20 protein-coding genes are annotated in these 21,007 nt (G+C 66.1%); 10 read left to right on the top strand and 10 right to left on the bottom strand.

From position 1 onward, the window contains the following. Positions 1 to 6: 6 nt before the first annotated feature. A complete protein-coding gene (locus tag GUY37_RS14515) occupies positions 7 to 1,077 on the top strand; it encodes an AI-2E family transporter (RefSeq protein WP_166826947.1) in 1,071 nt (356 codons plus the stop codon). 17 nt (positions 1,078 to 1,094) lie between these two features. On the opposite strand, the gene GUY37_RS14510 is transcribed toward GUY37_RS14515, so the two are convergent. Continuing rightward, positions 1,095 to 1,319: a hypothetical protein gene (locus GUY37_RS14510; RefSeq protein ID WP_166826944.1), complete on the bottom strand. Its 225-nt coding sequence runs from the start codon at positions 1,317 to 1,319 to the stop codon at positions 1,095 to 1,097. Positions 1,320 to 1,425: 106 nt separating this feature from the next. Here GUY37_RS14510 and GUY37_RS14505 point away from each other — a divergent pair, with 106 nt between their 5' ends. From GUY37_RS14505 to GUY37_RS14490, 4 genes are all read left to right on the top strand, one after another. After that, a complete protein-coding gene (locus GUY37_RS14505; protein ID WP_323127505.1) occupies positions 1,426 to 2,172 on the top strand; it encodes a GNAT family N-acetyltransferase in 747 nt (248 codons plus the stop codon). After that, positions 2,169 to 2,795: a M23 family metallopeptidase gene (locus GUY37_RS14500; protein WP_166826939.1), complete on the top strand. Its 627-nt coding sequence runs from the start codon at positions 2,169 to 2,171 to the stop codon at positions 2,793 to 2,795. The genes GUY37_RS14505 and GUY37_RS14500 overlap by 4 nt, the downstream gene beginning before the upstream one ends. A 192-nt stretch (positions 2,796 to 2,987) precedes the next feature. Continuing rightward, entirely contained in the window at positions 2,988 to 4,511 is a 1,524-nt protein-coding gene (gene exaC / locus GUY37_RS14495) for an acetaldehyde dehydrogenase ExaC (RefSeq protein WP_166826936.1), read from the top strand. Further along, a complete protein-coding gene (locus tag GUY37_RS14490) occupies positions 4,511 to 4,930 on the top strand; it encodes a DUF779 domain-containing protein (RefSeq protein WP_166826933.1) in 420 nt (139 codons plus the stop codon). Before exaC ends, GUY37_RS14490 begins: the two co-directional genes overlap by 1 nt. 125 nt (positions 4,931 to 5,055) lie before the next feature. Here the strand turns inward: GUY37_RS14490 and GUY37_RS14485 are convergent, their stop codons facing one another. Genes GUY37_RS14485 through GUY37_RS14460 form a run of 6 tightly spaced genes read right to left on the bottom strand, consistent with a single transcriptional unit; the run spans position 5,056 to position 12,843 of the window. Beyond that, on the bottom strand, positions 5,056 to 6,393 hold the full coding sequence (locus tag GUY37_RS14485; RefSeq protein WP_166826930.1) for an alkylhydroperoxidase domain protein: 1,338 nt from the start codon (positions 6,391 to 6,393) through the stop codon (positions 5,056 to 5,058). Position 6,394: 1 nt separating this feature from the next. Next, complete coding sequence (locus GUY37_RS14480; RefSeq protein WP_166826927.1) at positions 6,395 to 7,462, bottom strand: putative FMN-dependent luciferase-like monooxygenase; 1,068 nt, start codon at positions 7,460 to 7,462, stop codon at positions 6,395 to 6,397. Between the two features lie 5 nt (positions 7,463 to 7,467). Then, a complete protein-coding gene (locus tag GUY37_RS14475) occupies positions 7,468 to 9,162 on the bottom strand; it encodes a dipeptide ABC transporter ATP-binding protein (protein WP_166826924.1) in 1,695 nt (564 codons plus the stop codon). Further along, a complete protein-coding gene (locus GUY37_RS14470) occupies positions 9,159 to 10,061 on the bottom strand; it encodes an ABC transporter permease (protein WP_166826921.1) in 903 nt (300 codons plus the stop codon). The genes GUY37_RS14475 and GUY37_RS14470 overlap by 4 nt, the downstream gene beginning before the upstream one ends. Then, positions 10,058 to 11,137, bottom strand: coding sequence for an ABC transporter permease (locus tag GUY37_RS14465; protein WP_166826918.1), 1,080 nt, complete (start codon positions 11,135 to 11,137; stop codon positions 10,058 to 10,060). The genes GUY37_RS14470 and GUY37_RS14465 overlap by 4 nt, the downstream gene beginning before the upstream one ends. Next, positions 11,134 to 12,843 carry a TIGR04028 family ABC transporter substrate-binding protein gene (locus GUY37_RS14460; RefSeq protein ID WP_166826915.1) on the bottom strand — a complete coding sequence of 570 codons (1,710 nt, stop codon included), beginning with the start codon at positions 12,841 to 12,843 and terminating at the stop codon, positions 11,134 to 11,136. The genes GUY37_RS14465 and GUY37_RS14460 overlap by 4 nt, the downstream gene beginning before the upstream one ends. A 456-nt stretch (positions 12,844 to 13,299) precedes the next feature. Between GUY37_RS14460 and GUY37_RS14455 the strand changes: the two genes are divergently transcribed. The 3 genes from GUY37_RS14455 (at position 13,300) to GUY37_RS14445 (ending at position 17,494) form a co-directional block, all read left to right on the top strand. Continuing rightward, the gene (locus tag GUY37_RS14455; RefSeq protein WP_166826912.1) at positions 13,300 to 13,968 is read left to right on the top strand and encodes a VOC family protein; all 669 of its coding nucleotides are present in this window, start codon (positions 13,300 to 13,302) and stop codon (positions 13,966 to 13,968) included. A gap of 62 nt (positions 13,969 to 14,030) precedes the next feature. Then, on the top strand, positions 14,031 to 14,828 hold the full coding sequence (locus GUY37_RS14450; protein WP_228278202.1) for a DUF3152 domain-containing protein: 798 nt from the start codon (positions 14,031 to 14,033) through the stop codon (positions 14,826 to 14,828). Between the two features lie 116 nt (positions 14,829 to 14,944). Next, the gene (locus tag GUY37_RS14445) at positions 14,945 to 17,494 is read left to right on the top strand and encodes an ATP-dependent Clp protease ATP-binding subunit (protein WP_166826908.1); all 2,550 of its coding nucleotides are present in this window, start codon (positions 14,945 to 14,947) and stop codon (positions 17,492 to 17,494) included. 109 nt (positions 17,495 to 17,603) lie between these two features. On the opposite strand, the gene GUY37_RS14440 is transcribed toward GUY37_RS14445, so the two are convergent. The 3 genes from GUY37_RS14440 to GUY37_RS14430 form a co-directional block, all read right to left on the bottom strand. Beyond that, complete coding sequence (locus GUY37_RS14440) at positions 17,604 to 18,416, bottom strand: YidC/Oxa1 family membrane protein insertase (RefSeq protein ID WP_166826905.1); 813 nt, start codon at positions 18,414 to 18,416, stop codon at positions 17,604 to 17,606. A gap of 164 nt (positions 18,417 to 18,580) precedes the next feature. After that, complete coding sequence (locus tag GUY37_RS14435) at positions 18,581 to 18,886, bottom strand: hypothetical protein (RefSeq protein ID WP_166826902.1); 306 nt, start codon at positions 18,884 to 18,886, stop codon at positions 18,581 to 18,583. A gap of 52 nt (positions 18,887 to 18,938) precedes the next feature. Beyond that, positions 18,939 to 19,577, bottom strand: a complete 639-nt coding sequence (locus tag GUY37_RS14430) for an endonuclease (RefSeq protein WP_166826899.1) — start codon at positions 19,575 to 19,577, stop codon at positions 18,939 to 18,941. Between the two features lie 141 nt (positions 19,578 to 19,718). Between GUY37_RS14430 and GUY37_RS14425 the strand changes: the two genes are divergently transcribed. Both GUY37_RS14425 and GUY37_RS14420 read left to right on the top strand, forming a co-directional pair. Further along, on the top strand, positions 19,719 to 20,354 hold the full coding sequence (locus tag GUY37_RS14425; RefSeq protein ID WP_166826896.1) for a ClpP family protease: 636 nt from the start codon (positions 19,719 to 19,721) through the stop codon (positions 20,352 to 20,354). Next, positions 20,351 to 20,932 (top strand): ClpP family protease, encoded by a 582-nt coding sequence (locus GUY37_RS14420; protein ID WP_166826893.1) that lies wholly within the window; start codon positions 20,351 to 20,353, stop codon positions 20,930 to 20,932. Before GUY37_RS14425 ends, GUY37_RS14420 begins: the two co-directional genes overlap by 4 nt. The last annotated feature ends 75 nt before the right edge of the window (positions 20,933 to 21,007 follow it).

Genomic DNA, 21,007 nt, shown 5'->3' with positions numbered 1-21,007 from the left:
GTTTCCATGGGCACTGGGCGAGGCGAGTCCCTCACACTCAACAGCGCATTCCGGCTCGGGTTCACCGGGGCCTTGGGTGTGGGGTTGGCGATCGCCGTGATGGCGGCGCTGCAGTCCGTGGCGACCGTGATCATCTATATCGGCTTGGCGCTGTTCCTCGCCCTCGGTCTCGAGCCGATCGTGCAGTGGCTCGTCGATCGCAAGGTGCCGCGGTCACTGGCCGTGCTCATCGTCGTCGTGGCCTTCATCCTCATCGTCGTCGGCGTCGCGCTGCTCATCGCCCCGGCCGTGATCAGTCAGATCCAGACGTTCATCGCGGATCTGCCCGGGATCGTGGCGAACCTCGCGACGACCGGGTGGGTGACGGAACTCGAGAAGCAGTTCACCGGCGCGATCGACGTCGATGCGGTGTTTGCGAATATCGCGGATTGGGCCTCGGATCCGAAGAATGTGCTCTCCCTCGGCGGCGGGGTCGTGTCGATCGGAGCGGGGATCTTAAGCTTCCTCACCGGTGTGATCATCGTCGTCATCCTCACCATCTACTTCGCGGTGTCCATGCCGACGATCAAGTCCGCGATGTTCTCCCTGGTCGCGGCCTCATCGCGGCCGACCGTCGAATCCGTCACCGAGGAGGTCACCCGTTCCATCGGGCGTTACGTCCTCGGGCAGGTGTCCTTGGGTGTCGTCAACGGCGTGTGCTCGGCGATCTTACTGACCATCATCGGTGCCCCGCTGCCGGCGCTGTTGGCGTTCGTGGCGTTCCTGGCATCGCTCATCCCTCTGGTCGGCCCGATCACGGGCGCGATCATCATCACCGCGTCGTGTCTGATGGTCTCGCCCGGGCTGGGCATCACTGCCGGCATCTACTACCTCGTGTACATGCAGGTCGAGGCGTATCTGCTCAGCCCGCGGATCATGAACGCAGCGGTCGACGTGCCCGGAGCCCTCGTCATCATCGCCGCGATCGCCGGTGGAACCTTGGGCGGTGTGCTCGGTGCGGTGGTTGCGGTGCCGGTGGCCGCCTCGGCGCTGATCATCATCCGCAAGGTCGTCGTGCCTGCGCAGGCAAAGAGGTAGGGGCGGCGGAGAGAACGTCAGCTCTGGTCGTCGTGATCGCCGGTGTCGAAGCGGGTGACGATGACGTGAATGATGAGCTTGACGAGGTAATGTGCGCCGAAGTATCCGGCTCCTGCTGCGACCAGAGTGACAAGCAGGTTGCTCTCTCCGGTTCCGGCCATGGCCAACCCCGCGAAGATCGCGGCAGAAATCGCCGCGAGATAGGGGATCAGACGAAGGACGGGGGAGTCGGGCTCGCTCATGGTGGCGAGTCTAGCAACGGGTGTCGGCGGCCCGGCCTCCCACCTATGATGTGCTTCATGACAGAGTCTGGCTGGACGGCCAACCGCGACGAGGCGGTACCCGAGGATGTGTTCGGGCTCGTGGAGCGAAGCTGCTGCAGGTGAAGACTCTCGGACCGTCGAAGGAGGATCCGAACTATGCGCGGACGCGACACTTCTGCGAGAAGACGGGCTTCCTCCCCCTCGAGGAGACAGAGCTGTGGGGCGAGGGCACACCGTGCCTGATCATAGTCAAGGCGTTGGTATGACTGGGCCCGTCTTTCCGCCGTGGCCGGCGACTTCGCCCGTTCGCGGACGACTTCGCCTGCGACCCGTGGAAATGCGAGACAGTGCCATGGCGCGTGAGCTCTCGACCGATCCCTACGTGTCTCTGACGGGGTCGTTGCCGAGCTGTGCGACGGAGTGTGAGGCGAAGGCATGGGTGAGACGACAGCAGATGAGGCATCCCGAGGGAGCCGGTTTCTCGTTCGCGATAGCCATTCGAGCAGATGACGGCGCCATCGGTCATTGCGGACTGTGGCTGAAGGAGCTGGGAGAGGGGCGCGCGACCGCCGGGTACGCTATCGTTCCTTCGCGGAGGAATCAGGGCTTTGCGAGTGAAGCGCTGGCACTGCTGACCGAGTTCGCATGGACGGTTCCTGGTCTGCGCAGAGTCGCGTTGCACATCGAGTCGTGGAATGTCGCGTCGCTGCGGACGGCAGAAAACGCCGGGTACGTGCGAGAAGGTGTGCTGGCCAGGCATCAGATGATCGGCGGGGAACACAGGGATATGGTTCTCTACGCTGCCATTCGGCAGACCGGACTCGCACGATGACGGATCCGACGGAAGCTGCTGGTCTCGACCTGGACTTCCCCTTCACCGGCCGATGGCTGGTACAGAACAGCCCAGCCGATCGCGTACCGAGTCACGGTACGACGATGTTCGCGACCTCGTTCAGCATCGACTTCGTACCGGTCGACGCCGCAGGGCGTTCGGCGGCGTTCACCCTCGGATCGCTGTTCCGGTCCGAACCTCCGGAGAATTTCACGGGCTTCGGCCGGCCCGTGCTCGCCCCGACTGATGGCACCGTGATGACCGTCCACGATTCCGAACTCGATCATCGTGCCTATCGGGGTCTGCCCTCGCTCGGCTATGCGCTGACTCAGCACAGGCGTGCTGCAGCGGGGTGGTGGGCGCTTGCCGGGAACCACGTCATGGTCAGGAGCTCCGGTGGAATCGTGGCTCTGTGCCATCTGCAGCGAGGCAGCGCTCAGGTTCGACCGGGCCAGAAGGTGCAGATCGGCCAAGAGATCGGCCGCTGCGGGAATTCGGGCAACAGCACGGAACCTCACCTGCACGTCCAAGCGATCGACAGCCCTGATATCGAGAGAGCCGCCGCTCGCCGAATATCGTTCAGAGGTTCCTTACCGTCAAATGGTTCGATCATCTCGTGCTGAGACGCGAAGCGCCACATTAAGGGTACCGTTCGGCTCTCTGGTGAACTTCCCGCCGAGACCCATCGAACTATTGTCCTTGCGGGCGGTCCGGCCTAAGGTGAGAGGACGCTGTCCATCGACTCGGCGAGCACCGGTCAGTGCACCGGACGTGACAGAACAATCCGAGCGGACGGACTCACACGAAGGAGTGTCATGGCAGTCTACTCAGCACCCGGTACCGACGGCGCGCTCGTCACGTTCAAGCCCCGTTATGAGAATTACATCGGAGGGGAGTGGGTGCCGCCGAAGGACGGCAACTACTTCGAGAACATCACCCCCGTCACCGGGCAGGTCTTCACCGAGATTCCCAGCTCCACCGCTGACGATGTCGAGACCGCCGTCGATGCCGCCTGGGCGGCGGCGCCGGCCTGGGGCAAGACTTCGGTCGCCGAACGTTCGAACGTCCTGTTGAAGATCGCTGACCGCATCGAGTCCAATCTCGAGATGCTCGCCGTCGCCGAAACCTGGGACAACGGCAAGGGAATCCGCGAGCCGCTGGCCGCAGACCTGCCGTTGGCCGTCGACCACTTCCGCTACTTCGCCTCAGCCATCCGGGCGCAGGAAGGCGGCATCTCACAGATCGACGACGACACCGTGGCCTACCATTTCCATGAGCCCCTCGGCGTGGTCGGTCAGATCATCCCCTGGAACTTCCCGCTGCTCATGGCCACGTGGAAGCTCGCCCCGGCGCTCGCCGCCGGCAACTGCGTCGTCCTCAAACCGGCCGAGCAGACCCCGACCTCGATCCTCATCCTCGCCGAACTCATCGGCGACCTGCTGCCTCCGGGCGTCCTCAACATCATCAACGGCTTCGGCGTCGAAGCCGGCAAGCCGCTGGCGTCGAACAAACGCATCCGCAAGGTCGCGTTCACCGGTGAGACGACGACCGGCCGACTGATCATGCAGTACGCCTCGCAGAACATCATCCCGGTAACCCTGGAGCTGGGAGGCAAGTCGCCGAACATCTTCTTCGATGACGTTATGGCCGCCGACGACAGCTTCCGTGACAAAGCACTCGAAGGCTTTGCGATGTTCGCGCTCAACCAGGGCGAGGTCTGCACCTGCCCGTCGCGTGCCCTCGTCCAGGACTCGATCTTCGACGACTTCGTCGCCGCCGGCGTCGAACGCGTCCGCTCGATCAAACAGGGGAACCCGCTCGACACCGACACCCAGGTCGGCGCACAGGCCTCGAATGATCAGTTCGAGAAGATCATGTCCTACCTCAAGATCGGCAAGGACGAAGGAGCCGAGGTGCTCATCGGCGGCGACAAGGCCGAACTCGACGGAGATCTCGCCGGTGGGTTCTACATCCAGCCGACGATCTTCAAGGGCACGAATGCGATGCGCGTGTTCCAGGAGGAGATCTTCGGGCCCGTAGTGGCGCTGACCTCGTTCTCCGACTACGACGACGCGATCGCCATCGCCAACGACACCCTCTACGGCCTCGGCGCCGGAGTCTGGGCCCGCACCGGCAACACTGCCTACCGGGCCGGGCGCGACATCCAAGCCGGTCGTGTGTGGGTGAACAACTATCACGCCTACCCGGCCCACGCCGCGTTCGGCGGATACAAATCCTCGGGCATCGGACGTGAGAACCACAAGATGATGCTCGACCACTACCAGCAGACGAAGAACCTGCTGGTCAGCTACTCCGAAAGTGCACAAGGATTCTTCTGATGAGTGAAACAGCCGAAACAGTCGCCCTCGAATCGACACCGACGATCGAGGGCGAAGAGAAATCGCGGGTGGCGATGACTCAGGCCGCCATCGACCTGCTTGCCGGCCTCGTCGACAAACACGGACAGCTCATGTTCCACCAGTCCGGCGGCTGCTGTGACGGCTCGTCGCCCATGTGCTTCCCCGAAGGCGACTTCCTCACCTCGGACGCCGATGTGCTGCTCGGACATTTCGAACTGCCCATCGACGCTGCCGAGAAGGCCGGGCTGGACTTCTGGATGTCGGTCGAGCAGTTCGAGTACTGGAAGCACACGCATCTGACGATCGATGTGGTGCCAGGCCGCGGCAGCGGCTTCAGCGTCGAATCACCGACGGGAAACCGCTTCATCATCCGCTCGACGCTCATGGACGTCGCCTGAAGCTCCCGCGTGACCGACGCGACCCCTGCGCGATTGTGTGGTCGATCCACGGCGTTTTCCGCAGAACGCCGTGGATCGATCGCTGCTGCAGAAGGTATGTAGTCACCGCACCACAGTGGAGACCGTCATTTCCCCGGCATCAGCACCTCAGGTTCGCCCAGGGAGAGCATGAGGCGGTTGGCCCAGTTGAAGAATGCCGCGCAGCCCAGCACGTCGATGATGTCCCCGTCCTCAAGGCCGACCTCGCGCAGCGCGCTGACATGGTGCGGGCCGAAGGCCTGCGGGGTCAGGGTGAGTGCTGCCGAGGCATCGACAACGGCATTCCAGAGCGGGTCGCCGAGATCGGATTTCGCGCCGATGGGCTCATCGAGGAGGCGCTGGACGACCTCCCGACGCCCGGATTCCTCGGTGGCACGGTGCGAATGGATCGAGGCGCAGAACAGGCATCCGTTGAGGCGTGAGGCCGCTGTCGCCGCGAGTTCGCGTTCGGCCCGCCCCAGACCATCGGTCGTGTTGAAGAAGATGTCGAAGTCGGTCAGGGTTCGTGCCTTGAGCGCGGCCGGATCTCTTGCGAGCAGCCGGAAGTAGGGGTTCTTCGCCCGTCCTGCCTCGATGAGTGCATCTGACTGCGCATCGCTGAGGTCCGACTCGGCGACGGGCGCGATCCAGGGCACCCACCCGAGTCCCGACTGCTGGAACAGCTCGGGACGAGCCAGATCAGGGTAGGTGCTCACCCGCTCGCCCACCGTCTCCAGTGCCTCGCCCCCTTTCGAAGAGACGAGGGAGTGCTGCGCCGAGGCGGCCGCACCGTCATCGGTCGACGGAACCTCGTCCGCGGCCGGAGGGCCGGCTGCCGCCGGAGCGTGGGCCAGAGCCGCAAGGCCGGTGCTGATGCGGATCTGGAAGTTGAGGAAGGAGACGAGCTGGGCGAGGGTGACGATTCCGTCCTCGTCCCAGCCCGCAGCGAGCAGCAGCGCCAGATGCTCGGGCCGAGCATCGCGCGGATGAAGGAGCAGCATGTGCGCGAACTCGAGGCCGGCGGCCAGCAGCGGACCGAGCACCTCGATGGACTTCTCGCCGAGGCTCAGCCAGGGACCGGTCACGTTCTCCTCGGCCAGCGCCGCAGATTCGAAGGTGCCGTAGGGGCCGCGGACAGAAGACCGCGAGTCAAGTTCGAGGAGCGCGTCGTCGAGGAGTTCGGCGATCGTCCAGGAGGCGGCCTCGTCCTCGTCACGGAGCAGGTCACGGTAGAACTCCTCGGCGACGGGGGCACCGAGGAGGCCGGCGGTGAACGCGGACACGGCATAGCGGTCCCGGAAGCTCACACCTCGCGGATCTGCGGGCTCGAGCAGGGCCTCGAAGCTGCGCTGCGCATTCTCCTTCGCCTGCGCCCGGTGATCGCGGAGGGCATCGAGAGGATCCTTCGTCGCGATCCCAGCGAGGAGGTTGATGATATCGGCCATCTCAGTGCACCCGCTCCTTGGTCACGGCGAACCCCAGCGCCGGGGCCACCTCGGTAGCCAGCAGTTCGATCGAGCGCAGAGCGGTCTCGTTCGTCGCCGGTACAGAATGCACTTGGAAGCTGACATCCGTGGCCCGGTCGAGCACCCGGTCATGGCGCAGCCGTTCGCTCACCTGCTCGGGGGTGCCGAGATAGGTGTCGGTGGCGACGAGGAGCTCATCGAGGCTGAGCCCGGAGGTGTCATAGCCGACGAGGCGGTCGGCCTCGGCCCGCAGCGCGGGTTCGGTGATCTCGCGCAGCCGCGGCAGGTCCGCGACATCGGCGACCACGGCGGTGCGGGAGGCGAGGATGCGCGGTTCGACTCCGCCCGGCAGCTGTGAGAGATAGGTGTCGATGACGGGCAGCTGCACCTCGTCGAGGCGAGCCCCCGGATCGTCCTGTGGGCGCGGCTGAGTCCGCGAGAGCATGAGTCCGTCCCCGGCAGCGCCGGCCGCTCCGGCTCCGCCCGAGGAGAAGGTCGCCTGCCACAGTCGCCGGTCAAGGCTCGGACGCTCCGTTCCAGGGGCAGGGTAGAGGCGGTGGTCGGTGGGCAGCCGGTCGCCGGCGAACAGTGTGCGCAGGGTCGTGAGGTTCTCGGCGAAGGCCTCGCGGCGGTCAGCGAAGCTCGTGCCGAAGGCCGGGAAGGACTTCGGATTCCCACCTGAGCCGAGGCCGATCTCGAGGCGCCCGGCGGCGAGCTCGTCGACGACGGCGGCGTCTTCGGCCACGCGCACCGCATTCTCCATCGGCAGGGTGATGATCGCCGTGCCCAGCGAGATGCGACTGGTGCGTGCAGCGGCGTGGGAGAGGAAGACGAGCGGGGACGGCAGCCCGCCCTCTGCCGCGGAGAAGTGGTGTTGGGCGACCCACGCGGAATGGAAGCCGAAGTCCTCGGCCGTCTCGATCTGTTCGAGGGCGAAGCGGTAGCGCTGCGCGGCTGGGGCGTCCTCGAGCAGGCGGGTGAAGAATCCGAGCTTCGGCTCGGTCGTGGCAGTGCCGGTCGCCTGGGTGCCGGTGGGTTGAGGGGTCATGGTTCTCAGCTTTCTGCTGCTGCGGTGAGCAGGGTCGGGGTTGCCGGTCGAATGTGCGCAGGCGCTGCAACCGTCGACAGCGTCGCGGGACGGGGGATCGCCTCGAGCAGAGTGCGTGTATAGGCCGAGCGCGGGCGGGTGAAGATCTCTTCGGTCGCACCGTCGTCGACGAGGTGCCCTTGCGACATCACGGACACCGTATCAGCGATCTGACGGACGACGGCGAGGTCATGGGTGATGAAGACGTAGGTCAGACCGAGCTCCCTCTGCAGCCGGTCGAGCAGGGTCAGGATCTGCGCCTGCACGGTCACGTCGAGGGCGGAGACCGCTTCGTCGAAGACGACCAGTTCGGGCTCGACGATGAGGGCGCGGGCGATCGCGACCCGCTGCAGCTGGCCGCCGGAGAGCTCTGCCGGACGCCGGTCGAGGAAGTCGTTCGGCAGCGCCACCCGATCCATCGCTTCGGCGACGAGACCTGGCCGGGAAGCACGGTCGCCGAGGCGGAAGTTGCGCAGAGGCTCGGTCAGGGTCGAGCGGACGGAGTGCTTGGGATCGAGCGCGGAGAACGGGTTCTGATGCACCAGTTGCACGGTGCGCCGGAACTCCCGCAGCCGCTGCCGTGAGGGACGACCGCGTCCGAGCTCGGCGGCGTCGAAGTCACCGATGCGCACATTTCCGGACTGCGGTGTGAGGAGCCCGGTCAGAGCCTTGCCCGTGGTCGTCTTGCCCGAACCCGATTCGCCGACGAGACCGTGCGTGGTCCCGCGCGCGACCGTGAAGTCCACACCGTCGACGCCGGTGATCTGATCACCGGTTCGGTCGAAGATGTGGGTGAGTGATTCGACGGAGACGAATGGGTCTGCGGACTGAGTGGTCGCCTCGGCGCGGGGAGGACTAGCCTTCGTCTGCAGCGCGGGAGCGTCGGAGATGAGGCGCGAGGTGTACTCGGTGGCCGGGTCGGAGAAGACCCGACCGGCCCGACCCGATTCGACGATGCGTCCGCCCTGCATGACCACGACCTCGTCGGCGCGTTCGCCGGCGACGGCGAGATCATGGGTGATGAAGAGGATGCCCATCCCGGTCTCGGCGCGCAGTTCGTCGAGGAGTTCGAGGACCTGTTTCTGCACGGTGACGTCGAGCGCGGAGGTGGGTTCGTCGGCGATGAGCAGGCGCGGGCGCAGCGCGATGGCAGCGGCGATGAGCACACGCTGCCGCATCCCGCCCGAGAGCTCGTGCGGGAACTGATCGGCCCGCTTCTCCGGCTGGTCGATGCCGACCCGGGCCAGCAGTTCGATGACCTGGGCGCGAGCCTCGGCGCGGTTGGCCCGGCGGTGGATGTGCAGCGCCTCGGCGACGGACTTCCCGACGGTCTGCAGCGGATTGAGCGATGACCCGGGATCCTGTGGGACATAGCCGATCTGGGAACCGCGCACACCGCGCCAACCGGAGGCGCCCAGACTGAGCAGATCAACCTCGCCGAGGCGGATCCGCCCGGCCGTGACCAGCGCCGAAGGTGGGAGGAGACCGATGACGGCGTTCGCCGTCGTCGACTTCCCCGATCCGGATTCCCCGACCACGGCGGTCATCGAACCGGGACGGACTACGAGATCGAGGTTGCTCACAGCCGGGGCCGCGGAGCCGCCTCGGTGGGTGTAGTCGATGGACAGGCCGTCGATGCGCAGCAGTGAGGAGTCGGTCATGATGTCACCTTTCGCAGGGTGTTGCCGATCTGGTGGGTGGCGAGCACGATGGCCATGACCACGAGGCCGGGCAGCACGGTCAACCACCAGGCGGTGGCAACGAAGTTGCGGCCCTCGGCGATGATGAGACCCCATTCCGGTGTGGGCGGCGGGGTGCCGTAGCCGAGGAATCCGAGCGTGGAGATCTGGAGGATCGCCGAACCGACCTGGAGCACCGCCAGGGACAGCACGGGAGAGATCGAGTTCGGGAGGATGTGGCGGGCCAGGACGGAGAAGAACGTGCCGCCGGATCCGTAGGCTGCGGCCACGAAGTCGCTCGTGTTGATCTGCACCGCCTGTGACCGGGCGAGACGGGCGAACTGGGCGATGGCGGTGACTCCGACGGCGATGGCTGCGTTGATCGTGCCGAAGCCGAGGACGACGACGATCGAGAGGCTGAGCAGGATCGCGGGAATGGACAGCAGCACGTCGACGAACCGCATGAGCACATCGTCGACGAATCCGCGCCTGGTGCCGGCGATGAGCCCGATCGCGGTGCCGACGATCAGCCCGACCCCGACGGCTACGAGTGCGGCGAGCAGGGACTGGGAGGCGCCGTAGACGACGCGGGTGAAGGCGTCTCGACCGGTCTGGTCGGTGCCGAACCAATGCTCGAGGCTCGGGGCCAGCAGGGCGGGCGTGTCTCCTCCGTCGTTGGGGTCGAAATGGGTGAAGAGGCCGGGGACCAGCGCCCAGGCGATGGCGATGAGCAGCACCAGTCCGGAGGCGATGGTGGCCGGGGTGAGCGCGACGCGTGCCCGGCCGCCGCGTGCGCGTGTGCGTTTCGGGCTCGTGCCCTGGCCTTGGCTGCTCTGCTCTCGATAGCCCTGGCCGCGGGTGAAGACGTCGGCGATGCTCATGAGTTCTTCTCCTTCGTCTCATCATCCCAGTCGAGGTCGACTCCGACGCTGGCGGCGGTCGCCGTCAGCGCCCGACGTGTGGGTTCGTCGTGGCTGCGCAGGGATCTGCCCGCCGAGGCGGCGCTGCGTTTGGTGCGCAGTCGCACGTCGATGACGGGGTAGAGGAGGTCGACTGCCAGATTGATGATGACGTAGCCGAAGGTGGCGAGTGAGACGACAGCCAGCAGGATCGGATTGTCCCGGTGAGTGACGGCCTGGGCGGTGATGAGTCCGATGCCGTTGCGGCCGAACACGGTCTCGGTGACCACGGCCCCGGCGACGAGCTCACCGAAGACGAGTCCGATGATCGTCAGTCCCGGCAGCACCGCGTTGCGGGCGACGGTGTGGACGAGGATCCACAGTTCGGAGGCGCCCTTTGCGGTGGTGACCTTGACGAATCCGGAGGCCTGCACCTCCGTGATGGAACGGATGAGCACCTGAGCGATCGGGGCCGAGAGCGGAACCGCCACGGTCAGGGTCGGCAGCACGAGCGCCTCGGCGGGGCCGGGGTCGACGACGGAGACGAGACCGAGCTGGAAGGAGAAGACCTGGATGAGCAGGATTCCGAGCCAGAACACGGGGATGGAGATGAAGAGGCTGGGCACCGAGTCGAGGATCCGACGCATTCGTGCGCCCGGACCGGTGGCCGGGCCGAAGGTCGCGAAGACGGCGATGACGACGGCGAGGACGAGGGCGGTGACGAACCCGGAGGCCGCGAGCACCGCTGTCGACGGCAGAGCCGCCGCGATGATCGTCGACACGGCTGCACCGGTCTGGACCGAATAGCCGAAGTCCCCGGTGAGGAAACCGGTGATGCTGGTGAGGTATTTGCCGAACCAGGAGTCGTCGGCGCCGGTGGCCTCACGGATCTCGGCGATCTGGTCGGGGGACAGGCCCAGTGCGGGGTCGGCGAAGCGGGCGGTGACTCCGTCGCCGGGGATGAGGCTGAGCAGGATGAACGCCGCGGTGAACGCGAGCAGCAGCACCAGGACCGCTTGGCCCAGGCGGAGGATGAGGTAGCGGGTGTCGAGGATCATTTCTCTCCTGCCAGCCAGGTGCTGTAGAAATCGGGACGTCCGACGGGTTCGGTGGTGAAGCCGTGGACACGGCGGCGGAATGCGAAGACCTGAGGCTCTTCGAAGAACGGCAGCACATAGGCCTGGTCGACGAGGTGGTTCTGGACCGCCTCGGCGGCCTGCTGTCGTTGCTTATGATCCGGTTCGGATGCCAACTCTTCGAGGAGTTCGTCGATCTTCGCATCGACCGAATCGTCCTCGGCGTCCGTGCGGTCGACTCCGTTGAGGAAGACGTCGCGGTTGACCGAGGAGTAGTTCGAGCGCAGATTGTCGAAATCGGCGCGGGCGACCATCGAATGGTAGATCTGCACGGTGTCGAGTTCGAGAGCGTCGAGAGTCTGCTTCGATTGGTCCCCGGGGTTGATCGACAGGCGCACACCGACTCGGCGCAGCTGCTGTTGGATGAGGGTCTGCACTTCGTTCGACCGCGGCTGCGGCAGTGCGATATTCACCGTCAGAGCCAGCGGCTGCCCGTCCTTGATGCGGTAGCCCTGTCCGTTGCGTTCGCTCCACCCGGCCTTGTCGAGGAGGCGGTCGGCCCTGTCCGGGTCGAACTCCCAGGAACCCGACTGATCGGTGTAGCCCATTGCGCCCTTGGCCAGCAGGCCCGTGGCCAGCGGGTAGTTCGGGGTGAAGAGCTTGTCGACGATCTCCTGTCGGTCGATGGCGGCGATCAGTGCCCGACGGACGTCGATATCGGCCAGCAGGTCGTGGCGGAACCGGAAGTTGATGCTGTTGTTGATTCCGTTCGTCGCCTTCGCATAGAGGCGCAGCCCCTGTTCGGTCACGCGGGACTCATCGGGGGCCTGGACGTCGCGGACGCCGTCGGCCTGTCCCGAGAGCACGGCACCGATGCGGACGGAGTATTCGTTGTTGGTCAGAAAGTCGATGCCGTCGAGGTGGGCACGCCCCTGATGCTTCAGGGGCGGGGGTGCCCAGTCGTAGTCTTCGCGGACACGGACGGAGAGCTTCGTGCCGATGGTCTCCGCCGTGATGTGGAAGGGGCCGCAGGTGTGGATCTGCGTGGCTCCGCCCGGGCCGAATCCGTCGGCGTCGAGTGCGAGAGTGGAATCTGCGAGCAGTCCCGCGTTCATCGTCGACGTCGCCTGCGCGAAACCCGGGGAGGGCGCCGAGAAGTGGAACCGAACCCGATGCTCGTCGAGGACCTCGCTGCGCTCGTAATTCGAGATCTGCTCGGACACCGGCAGCGTGCGTGCTTCGTCGCCGCGACCGAAGAGGTCGAAGTTCTTCGCCACATTCTCAGGTGTCAGCGGCGAACCGTCCGAGTAGGTCACGCCCTCACGGATGGTGAACGTATAGGCCGTCGCGTCGGCATTCGTCTCCGGCAGTTCGGTGGCCAGCCACGGATGCAGCTCGAGGGTCTCCGGATCCTGCCACAGCAGCCTCGCGGAGATGTTGTTCATGATTCCGCCGTTGGGGTAGAAGCCGACCGACGGCGGGTAGAGCAGCGTCCAGGTCTGGGGTTCGAAGTAAGTGAGCACCCCACCGCGTACGGGTTCGCCGTCAGCCAGGGAGCTGGAGTCGTGCGGAGTGCAGGCGCTGAGGGTGAGCAGAGTGCCGAAACCGAGACCGAGGCTGAGAACCGAGCGGCGGTCGAGGTGGCGCTGAGTCAGACGCGCGTTGGTGGAGAGACGGTGATCCGTCATTGAAGACGTCCTTCGGGCAAGTGGGATGGAACTGAGAGAACTGAGTAGGATAGTTCAACAATATGCGGACATTGCGGGTGCCATTGAAGGCAGGCAGAGGCAGTGTCCGGCGCTGAGCCCGAAGTGGATGTGCATGCCTCGAGTTAATCTCATCCGTGTAATCGCCGTCAATTCGGGGCTTAATATTGAGACATGTTGAGCAATTCGAACTTCGATCATTTGGTCATCGCCATTCCTGATCTTCACGAGTGTGTTGAGCAATCAGGGCTCTACTCGGAGTGAAGTCGGCGGACGGCGATGTGAACCCGTCACGGCTGCTGCCGGGTCACGGGAACCGCGCGTCCGCCTCGGCGTGGTCCTCGACTTCTTCGGCTGCGCCCTCGACATCATTGCCCTCGATGCCGAAGAGGGGGAGACTGAGGGCCTACACGCTCATCTGAAAGGTCCGGGTGGATCATGGACGCTCTGAACACCATTCCCGCTGAACTCGACCACCTCATCATCACGGTGCCCGACCTCGAGGCCGGGGTCGCTGCCGTGGAGGCGGCCACGGGGCTGCGCGCAGTTCCCGGCGGCTCACACCCGGGGCGGGGGACGGCGAACTTCCTCCTCGGACTCGCCCCTGCGGGCTGGCCGGAAGGAGCGCACACCTACCTCGAGATCCTCGGCCCCGACCCGCAGCAGGAGCCGGCCGTCGACGGCACCCTGCCGCTCGACGCACATCTGGCCACAGAGCCGACCCTGCAGACCTGGGCCATCCACCCGCCGGCGTTCCTCGCAAAGATCGCGGCCGCGAACACCGCCGGAATCGACTTCGGTGAAGTCCAGGACATGGCCCGCGACACCGCCGAGGGGGACCGCCTCGAATGGCGACTGACCACGCGCTCCCCGCTGCCGCAGGAGGGTGCGCAGCCGTTCCTCATCGACTGGGGCGAATCCGTCCACCCCGCCGAGGCGGGCCTGCCCGCCCTCGAGCTGCTCGAATTCCGCGTGGAATCCCCGGAGCCCGAGGCGGCGCGGCAGGTGCTCGAGGAGCTCGGCGCCGGTGACACCACGGTGGTCGAGGGGCCCGACTGCCGTCTGCGGGCGCGTCTGCGCGGCCCCGCCGGCGTCCTCGAGTTCTGACATCACCGAAAACCGGCAGTTCACCCGCCGCAGCGCCGCGTGATGCGGCTAGACTCGCAGGCGTGCTCAGTCGAACCCGCATCGTCTCCCGCCCACGCCTCCGCGCCCTGACCTCCCTTGCCGCTGCCTGGCTGCTCATCGGGCTGAGCGCCTGCGCACCCGCAGCCGAAGACGAGACCCGACCGACTCCGCATGCGGCCGAAACACAGGTCGCATCGTCTGACCCGAGCGGTGAAGCCGGTGACAAGCCGAGCGGCGAACCGACGGAGTCGCCCACGCCCACCGAGACCGCGAGCGTCGACGACGCCGGTGCGGCAGGAGTCAGCGAAGCCGATATCGACACGCACGGCGGCGGGAAATGGGACCGGCCGAAAGAGGAGGCCGGGCCCAACCGTGACGACGGCACAACCTTCAAGGTCGCACTGCGCGTCGAAGACAACCTGCCCATCGACGTCGACCAGGCAGGGGACTTCATCATCAAGACCCTGCAGGACGAGCGCGGCTGGCAGGACATCGACGCCGTCTCCATCGAGCTCGTCGACGAGGGCCAGGACACGATGATCTCCATCGCCAGCCCCGACACCGTCGACGAGATGTGTCTGCCCCTGCGTACCCTGGGCAAGCTCTCGTGCCGCAACGGGCCCAACGTCATCCTCAACGCCAAACGCTGGGTCTCTGCCACGGACGAATTCGACGACATCGTCCAGTACAGGCAGTACCTCATCAACCACGAGGTCGGTCACGCGCTCGGCCACGGCCACGAATCCTGCCCCGGCCCGGGCCAGACCGCCCCACTCATGCAGCAGCAGACGAAGGGTCTGCAGGGCTGCGAACCCAACGGGTGGCCGTCGAAGGGCTGACCGCACGCATGCCCGCCGTTGCGTGTGACGGCGGCCTCAGCCTCCTCGGGAATAACAACGACCCTCAGCCTGTTGATTGAGTCGTATACGCTCAACTTTGAAAGAGGAGGTCAGCTTTGGCCACATTCTTCGGACCCGCAGGCTCGGGCGGAGACTCGTTCGACGAGTTCCTCGCTCGTTTCCTCCAGGGACAGACCGGAGCCCGCAGAGGCCGTTCCGTCGACATCAACCGACTGCTGAGCAAGCGCAGCCATGAAGTCATCGAAGCGGCTGCGGAGTTCGCAGGGCGTCACGGCCAGTCTGAGGTCGACGCACTCCATATCCTGCGCACCATGGTCGATTCCGAACCCGGAATCTCCGCGGTGCGTCAGGCGGGTGCGGACCCCGAGCTCATCGCCCATGCGATCGAAGAGCGCCTTCCGGCCAGTACCGACACCGGGGCGGATTCCACGCCCACACTGACCGGTTCGGCCCAGCGCGCTCTGCTCGACGCCTATCAGGTGGCGCGGGCCTTCGGGTCGACCTACATCGATCCGGAGCACATGTTCTTCGCCTTCGTGCTCAATCAGGAGATGCCCGCCGGTCGGATCCTCGCGCAGGCGGGAGTCACGCAGGCAGCCCTGCAGGCCGGTGCCGAGGCGGCCGAAGCCGGAGGCATGCACCCCGGTCAGGACGCCGAGGGTGAGGACGGTCAGGAATCCGTGTTGGAGAAGTTCGGCACCGACCTCACCGAACTCGCCGCCGAAGGCAAGCTCGATCCCGTCATCGGCCGTTCGCAGGAGATCGAGCAGACGATCGAGATCCTCGCTCGCCGGACGAAGAACAACCCGGTCCTCCTCGGTGAAGCCGGCGTCGGCAAGACCGCGGTCGCTGAAGGCCTCGCACAGGCCATCCACTCGGGTGAGGTGCCCAAGCAGCTGCAGGGCAAGCGCATCATCGCTCTCGATATGCCCGGAATGCTCGCGGGCACCCGCTACCGCGGTGATTTCGAGGAGCGCCTGACCGGAGCACTGAACGAGATCGCCGACGACGGAGACATGATCGTCTTCGTCGATGAACTCCACACCCTCGTCGGTGCCGGCGGCAACGGCGAAGCGAACTCGATGGATGCCGGAAACATCCTCAAACCGCGACTGGCCCGCGGCGATCTGCACATGATCGGCGCGACCACGCTCAAGGAGTACCGCACCATCGAGAAGGATTCGGCTCTCGAACGCCGCTTCCAGCCGGTGACCGTGGGCGAGCCGAGCGTCGAGGACGCGGTGACGATCATCGACGGACTCAAGGACCGCTACGCAGAGTTCCACGAGGTCACCTACACCGCCGAGGCGGTCCGGGCCGCCGTGGAGCTGTCGAACCGCTACATCACCGACCGGTTCCTGCCGGACAAGGCCATCGACCTCATCGACCAGGCCGGTGCCCGGATGTCGCTGGGGCGCGGTCCCGGCGTCGACATCGACGCGCTCAAGCTCAAGCTCTCCGAGCTCGAAGCGGAGAAGAAGTCCGCGATCGAGGTCGAGGACTACGAGCGCGCCGGTCGTGTCCGCGATGAGATCAACGAGGTGGCCGCCCGTATCGGATCCGCCGAGAACCCGGACGCGCAGGCCGCGAAGACGGCTGCCGCCGAGGCGATCATCGGTGAGCAGGAGATCGCTCATGTGGTCTCCCGCGCCACCGGAATCCCGGCAGCACGGATGACGCAGAGCCAGAAGATGCGTCTGGCGAACATGGAAGAGGTCCTCCACGACCGTGTGATCGGTCAGGACGAGGCCGTGACCGCCGTGTCGCGTGCCATCCGCCGCAGCCAGACGGGCATGGCCGATCCCAACCGGCCGATCGGCAGCTTCCTCTTCCTCGGCCCCACCGGTGTCGGCAAGACCGAGCTGGCGAAGGCTCTGGCACAGACCCTGTTCGACGACGAGTCGGCCATGATCCGCTTCGATATGAGCGAGTTCGGCGAACGCCACACGGTGTCGCGTCTCGTCGGTGCTCCTCCCGGCTACGTCGGCTACGACGAGGCCGGTCAGCTGACGGAGAAGGTCCGCCGCCGCCCGTATTCGGTCATCCTGCTCGACGAGGTCGAAAAGGCCCACCCGGATGCGTTCAACCTGCTGCTGCAGGTCCTCGACGACGGACGTCTCACCGACGGTCAGGGCCGCACGGTCGACTTCCGCAACACCGTGATCATCATGACCTCGAACCTCGGCTCCGAGTTCATGTCCGGCACTCCGCTGGGCTTCGCCTCCGGTACCGCCGGGGATGCGGAGAAGGATCTCAAGGCCAAGGTCATGGGCCGGCTCAAGGAGTTCATGCGGCCGGAGTTCATCAACCGCATCGATGACACCGTGATGTTCTCGCGGCTCGATCGCGAGCAGCTGCGCTCCATCGTCGTTCACCAGCTCGCTGCGTCGAAGCAGCGTCTCGAGGCTCAGGGCATCGCCCTCGACGTCTCGGCCGAGGCTCTCGACTGGCTCGCCGATGAAGGCTACGAACCCGAGTTCGGTGCCCGTCCGCTGCGTCGCGCGATCCAGCGCGAGCTCGACGACCGCATCGCCGATCTCCTCGTCACCGAGGCGGTCGAAGAGGGCGGCACCGTGCGTGCCACCGTCGTCGACGGTGCTCTCAAGGTCGTGGCCGGCACCCGACCGGAGCCGATCGTCGCCTGATCAGCGAGGCGGCCCTGCGCCGGCCGTCGATGCGGAGCCCGGGGCGAAGGATTCCGATCCTTCGCCCCGGGCTCTTTCGTGCTCATGTGCCCGATTTCGCTCGTCGGACTCAGTCGGCGACGCGGGTGTTCGTCGCCGGCTGCGGCTCGTTCGCGCCCAGAACCCGGTTGAGGACAAGTCGTTCGCAGAGCGTCCACGTGGTCGTCGTCGCCAGGTAGAGCGCCGCGGCCAAGGGGACGAAGAGTGCGAAGATCGCAGTGAGGAAGGGCATGAAGCTCAGCGTCTTCATCACCCCCGACAGATCCGGCACCGCCGGAGCATCTCCTCCATTCTTCGCCGGAGCAGCAGCCGGGGTCTCGGGCGTGGCCGGGGTGAGCAGGTGCCGGGAGAAACCGGCGACGACGGCGATGAGCACGACGAGGATGAGGTAGACCGTGATCGCGGTGCCGGTCAGATCGCCGGCGCCGAGCAGTTTGACGAAGCTCGTGTTGAGCGGCAGGCCGAAGAGCGTATGCCCGAGCAGCTCATTGGCGTGCCCGCCGATCGTCGCATTTATGAAGAGACCATACACCGCCATGAGCACGGGCATCTGCGCGAGCACCGGAAGGCACCCGGCGAAAGGGGAGGCGTTCTCCTCCTTGTACAGCTCCATGAGCTTCTGCTGCATGAGTTCGGGCTTGTCTTTGTATTTCTTCTGCAAGTCGCTGATCTTCGGGGCCAGTCGTTTTCGTGTGATGCCTGCCCTGACCTGGGACACGCCGACGGGGATGAGCACGGCGCGGACGAGGACGGTGAGCACGATGACGGCTAGGGCGGCGCTGAGGCCGCCGGCGAGGGGTTCGAGAATTTCGCTGATCCCCGTGACCACCGTGTAGGCGGCCTCGACGAGCAGGCGGATGGGCAGAAATTCGTAGATGTTCACGGGTGGGTGTCCTTCGGACAGGGCGCGCTGAGGCGCGGTTGACGTGGGCCGTTGGCGGCCACCACCGTGAGGACTGACTCAGACGCATCGCTGCGCACAGACGAAGGAAGATCGCCCGCGCCGAGGCGGGGAGGCGTTCCGTTCGGAACGCGAGGTGAGGTCGTTCAGGCGATGGCGCGAACGACGACAGATGGGGCTCTGGGCAGAGCAGTACCCGGAGTGCCGGGTTCCTCCGGCATGCGGAATTCGCGAGTGCTTCGGCGCGTATCCGGCAATGACGGCGGACGCGCGGACAGCGACAGCACGCGCAGCAGAGCGATGCTCGCCCATGCGGCGATCGGCGTCAGCAGGGCCGCGCCGAGGAGAGCCAGAACGATGAGATGAATGGGGGACTGGGGAACGACCGAGTCGAGGTCAGCAGAGAGCACGACGACGAGCAGCTGCAGAGTCAGCCACAGATTCGCCATCATCTCATCCCCTTTCGTGTGCGTCGATGCTAGCACGCGAGCCTGTGCGGAGGTCTCAGTCCTGCGCGTCGGCGGCGAGGTCCGGATCTCGGGCGAGACGCACGAGCGCGGCCGCGAGTCCTGCGAGGTCCGCGTCGTCGACCAACGCGGCCAGCTTCTCGTCCTGCTCCGGCAGCCCGGCCGTCTTCGCGCCCTTGCGCACGAGCGGGTCGAAGGCTGGCCTCACCGAGGGCCAGACCTGCTGGACCTCTCGGAGGAAGATGGACGCCCCGGTCGGACCGATCCCGGTGAATTCCTGCAGGAGACCCGAAATCCGACTAGGCTGCCCCTCGGCCTCATCGCGCAGCTTCCGCAGGTCCCCGTCCCATCGGTCGATGAGCAGATCGGCGGCCTCGGCCAGACGGGTGGCGGTGCTCTCGTCGTAGCGGCGATACCCGCCGCGTCCGAGCGCATCGACGCGCTGCTGCCACGTGCTCGCGCGCAGACGCTGCGGCGTTCTCCACTTCGCCGAGAACAGCTCGCGCGCGCTCGCGAGGGCGATGTCGGAGCTGATGCGCGTGGACAGGAGCAGGCTGAGGACGAGCAGCTGCCACAGCGGGGCCGGCTTGTCACGGAGTGTGATCGCGGCCTCCGCGGCGAATGTGCGACCGTGCGCATCGATGAGGTGACCGGCCCGATCTCGCTGTGTGCTCATGCCGTCGATCCTAAGTCCGGGCCCGGTCGAAGAGTCAAGGGTCGCCGGAGCCTCAGATGTGCCCGTCCGCTCACAGCGGCACGGTCCCGCTTCCAGCGGATCCGTGCTCGGTTCGCCGTCGCTGGGTTGCACAGTGGAGACATGCCCACACGAACCGCAACCAGCCCATTGGTGTTCTCCGAGGCCGACGAGTCTCCGACGACGACCGCGATCCCCGAATCCCGGAGAATGCTCTACGCTTACCGATCCGTCGTCTTCAACGGAGAGCTGCGCGACGAGAACGGAATGGAGATCATCTCCCGCCTCGTCCTCCTCTCCGCCGAGGACCCACGCTCCGATATCCACCTGTGGATCAACTCTCCCGGCGGATCCGTGCCGATGATGCACGCGATCGCCGACACCATCGCCGCCCTGCCCAATGACGTGGTCACGATCGCCTTCGGGTGGGCCGCCTCGGCGGGGCAGTTCGTGCTCAGTATGGGCACACCCGGAAGACGTCTGGCCCTGCCCCACGCCCGCATCCTCCTCCATCAGGGCTCTGGTGGGATCGGAGGAGCCGCCGCCGATATCGAACTCCAAGGCGACGACCTCCGCGAGGTCCGGGACTCCGTGCTCACCCGGGTCGCCGAGGCGACCGAGAAGTCGTACGAACGCATCTTCGAAGACTCACTGCGGGACCGATGGTTCACCGCCGAGGAGGCGATCGAATACGGACTCGTCGACCGGGTCCTGACTTCCCCGGCCGATCTGCACGCGCAGATCGGAGGAACCCGATGAGCCAGTACACGATTCCCAACGTCGTCGACCGCTCCGGTGGCAGCGAGAAGATCGTCGACGTCTATTCTCACCTGCTCGGCAATCGCATCGTCTACCTCGGCGTGCCCGTCGACGACGGGGTGGCGAACACGATCATCGCGCAGCTGCTGCACCTCGATTCGAGCAGCCGGGATCTGCCGATCAGCATGTACATCAACTCCCCGGGCGGGTCACTGACCGCGATGACCGCGATCTTCGACGCCATGCACCACGTCGGCTCACCCGTGGCCACCACCTGCGTCGGGCAGGCCGCCGCCGACGCGGCCGTGCTCCTGGCCGCCGGAGAGCCCGGGCAGCGGGCGATGCTCGCCCACGCCCGCGCGGTGCTGCGGCAGCCGCACGCCGAAGGAGCACGGGGCACGATCCCCGACCTCATCGTCGCCGCAGACGAGATCGTGCGACAGCGCCGAGAAGTCGAAGAGATGCTCGCCGACAGCACCGGTCGGACCCCGGAGCAGATCCACCGTGACTTCGATCGCGACCTCGTCCTCGACGCACAGGCGGCACGGGACTTCGGACTCGTCGACGTCATCCTCTGACTCTCTTCTCCCACCGAGGTGGTCGGAAGTACTCCCCGAGGATGACGACGGCCTCGGGCGCGGGTCGCTACGATC

Source organism: Brevibacterium limosum (genome assembly GCF_011617705.1).
GTDB classification, from domain to species: domain Bacteria; phylum Actinomycetota; class Actinomycetes; order Actinomycetales; family Brevibacteriaceae; genus Brevibacterium; species Brevibacterium limosum.
Note: the sequence above shows the minus strand (reverse complement) of the source record. Positions and strands in the feature narration are given on the sequence as shown.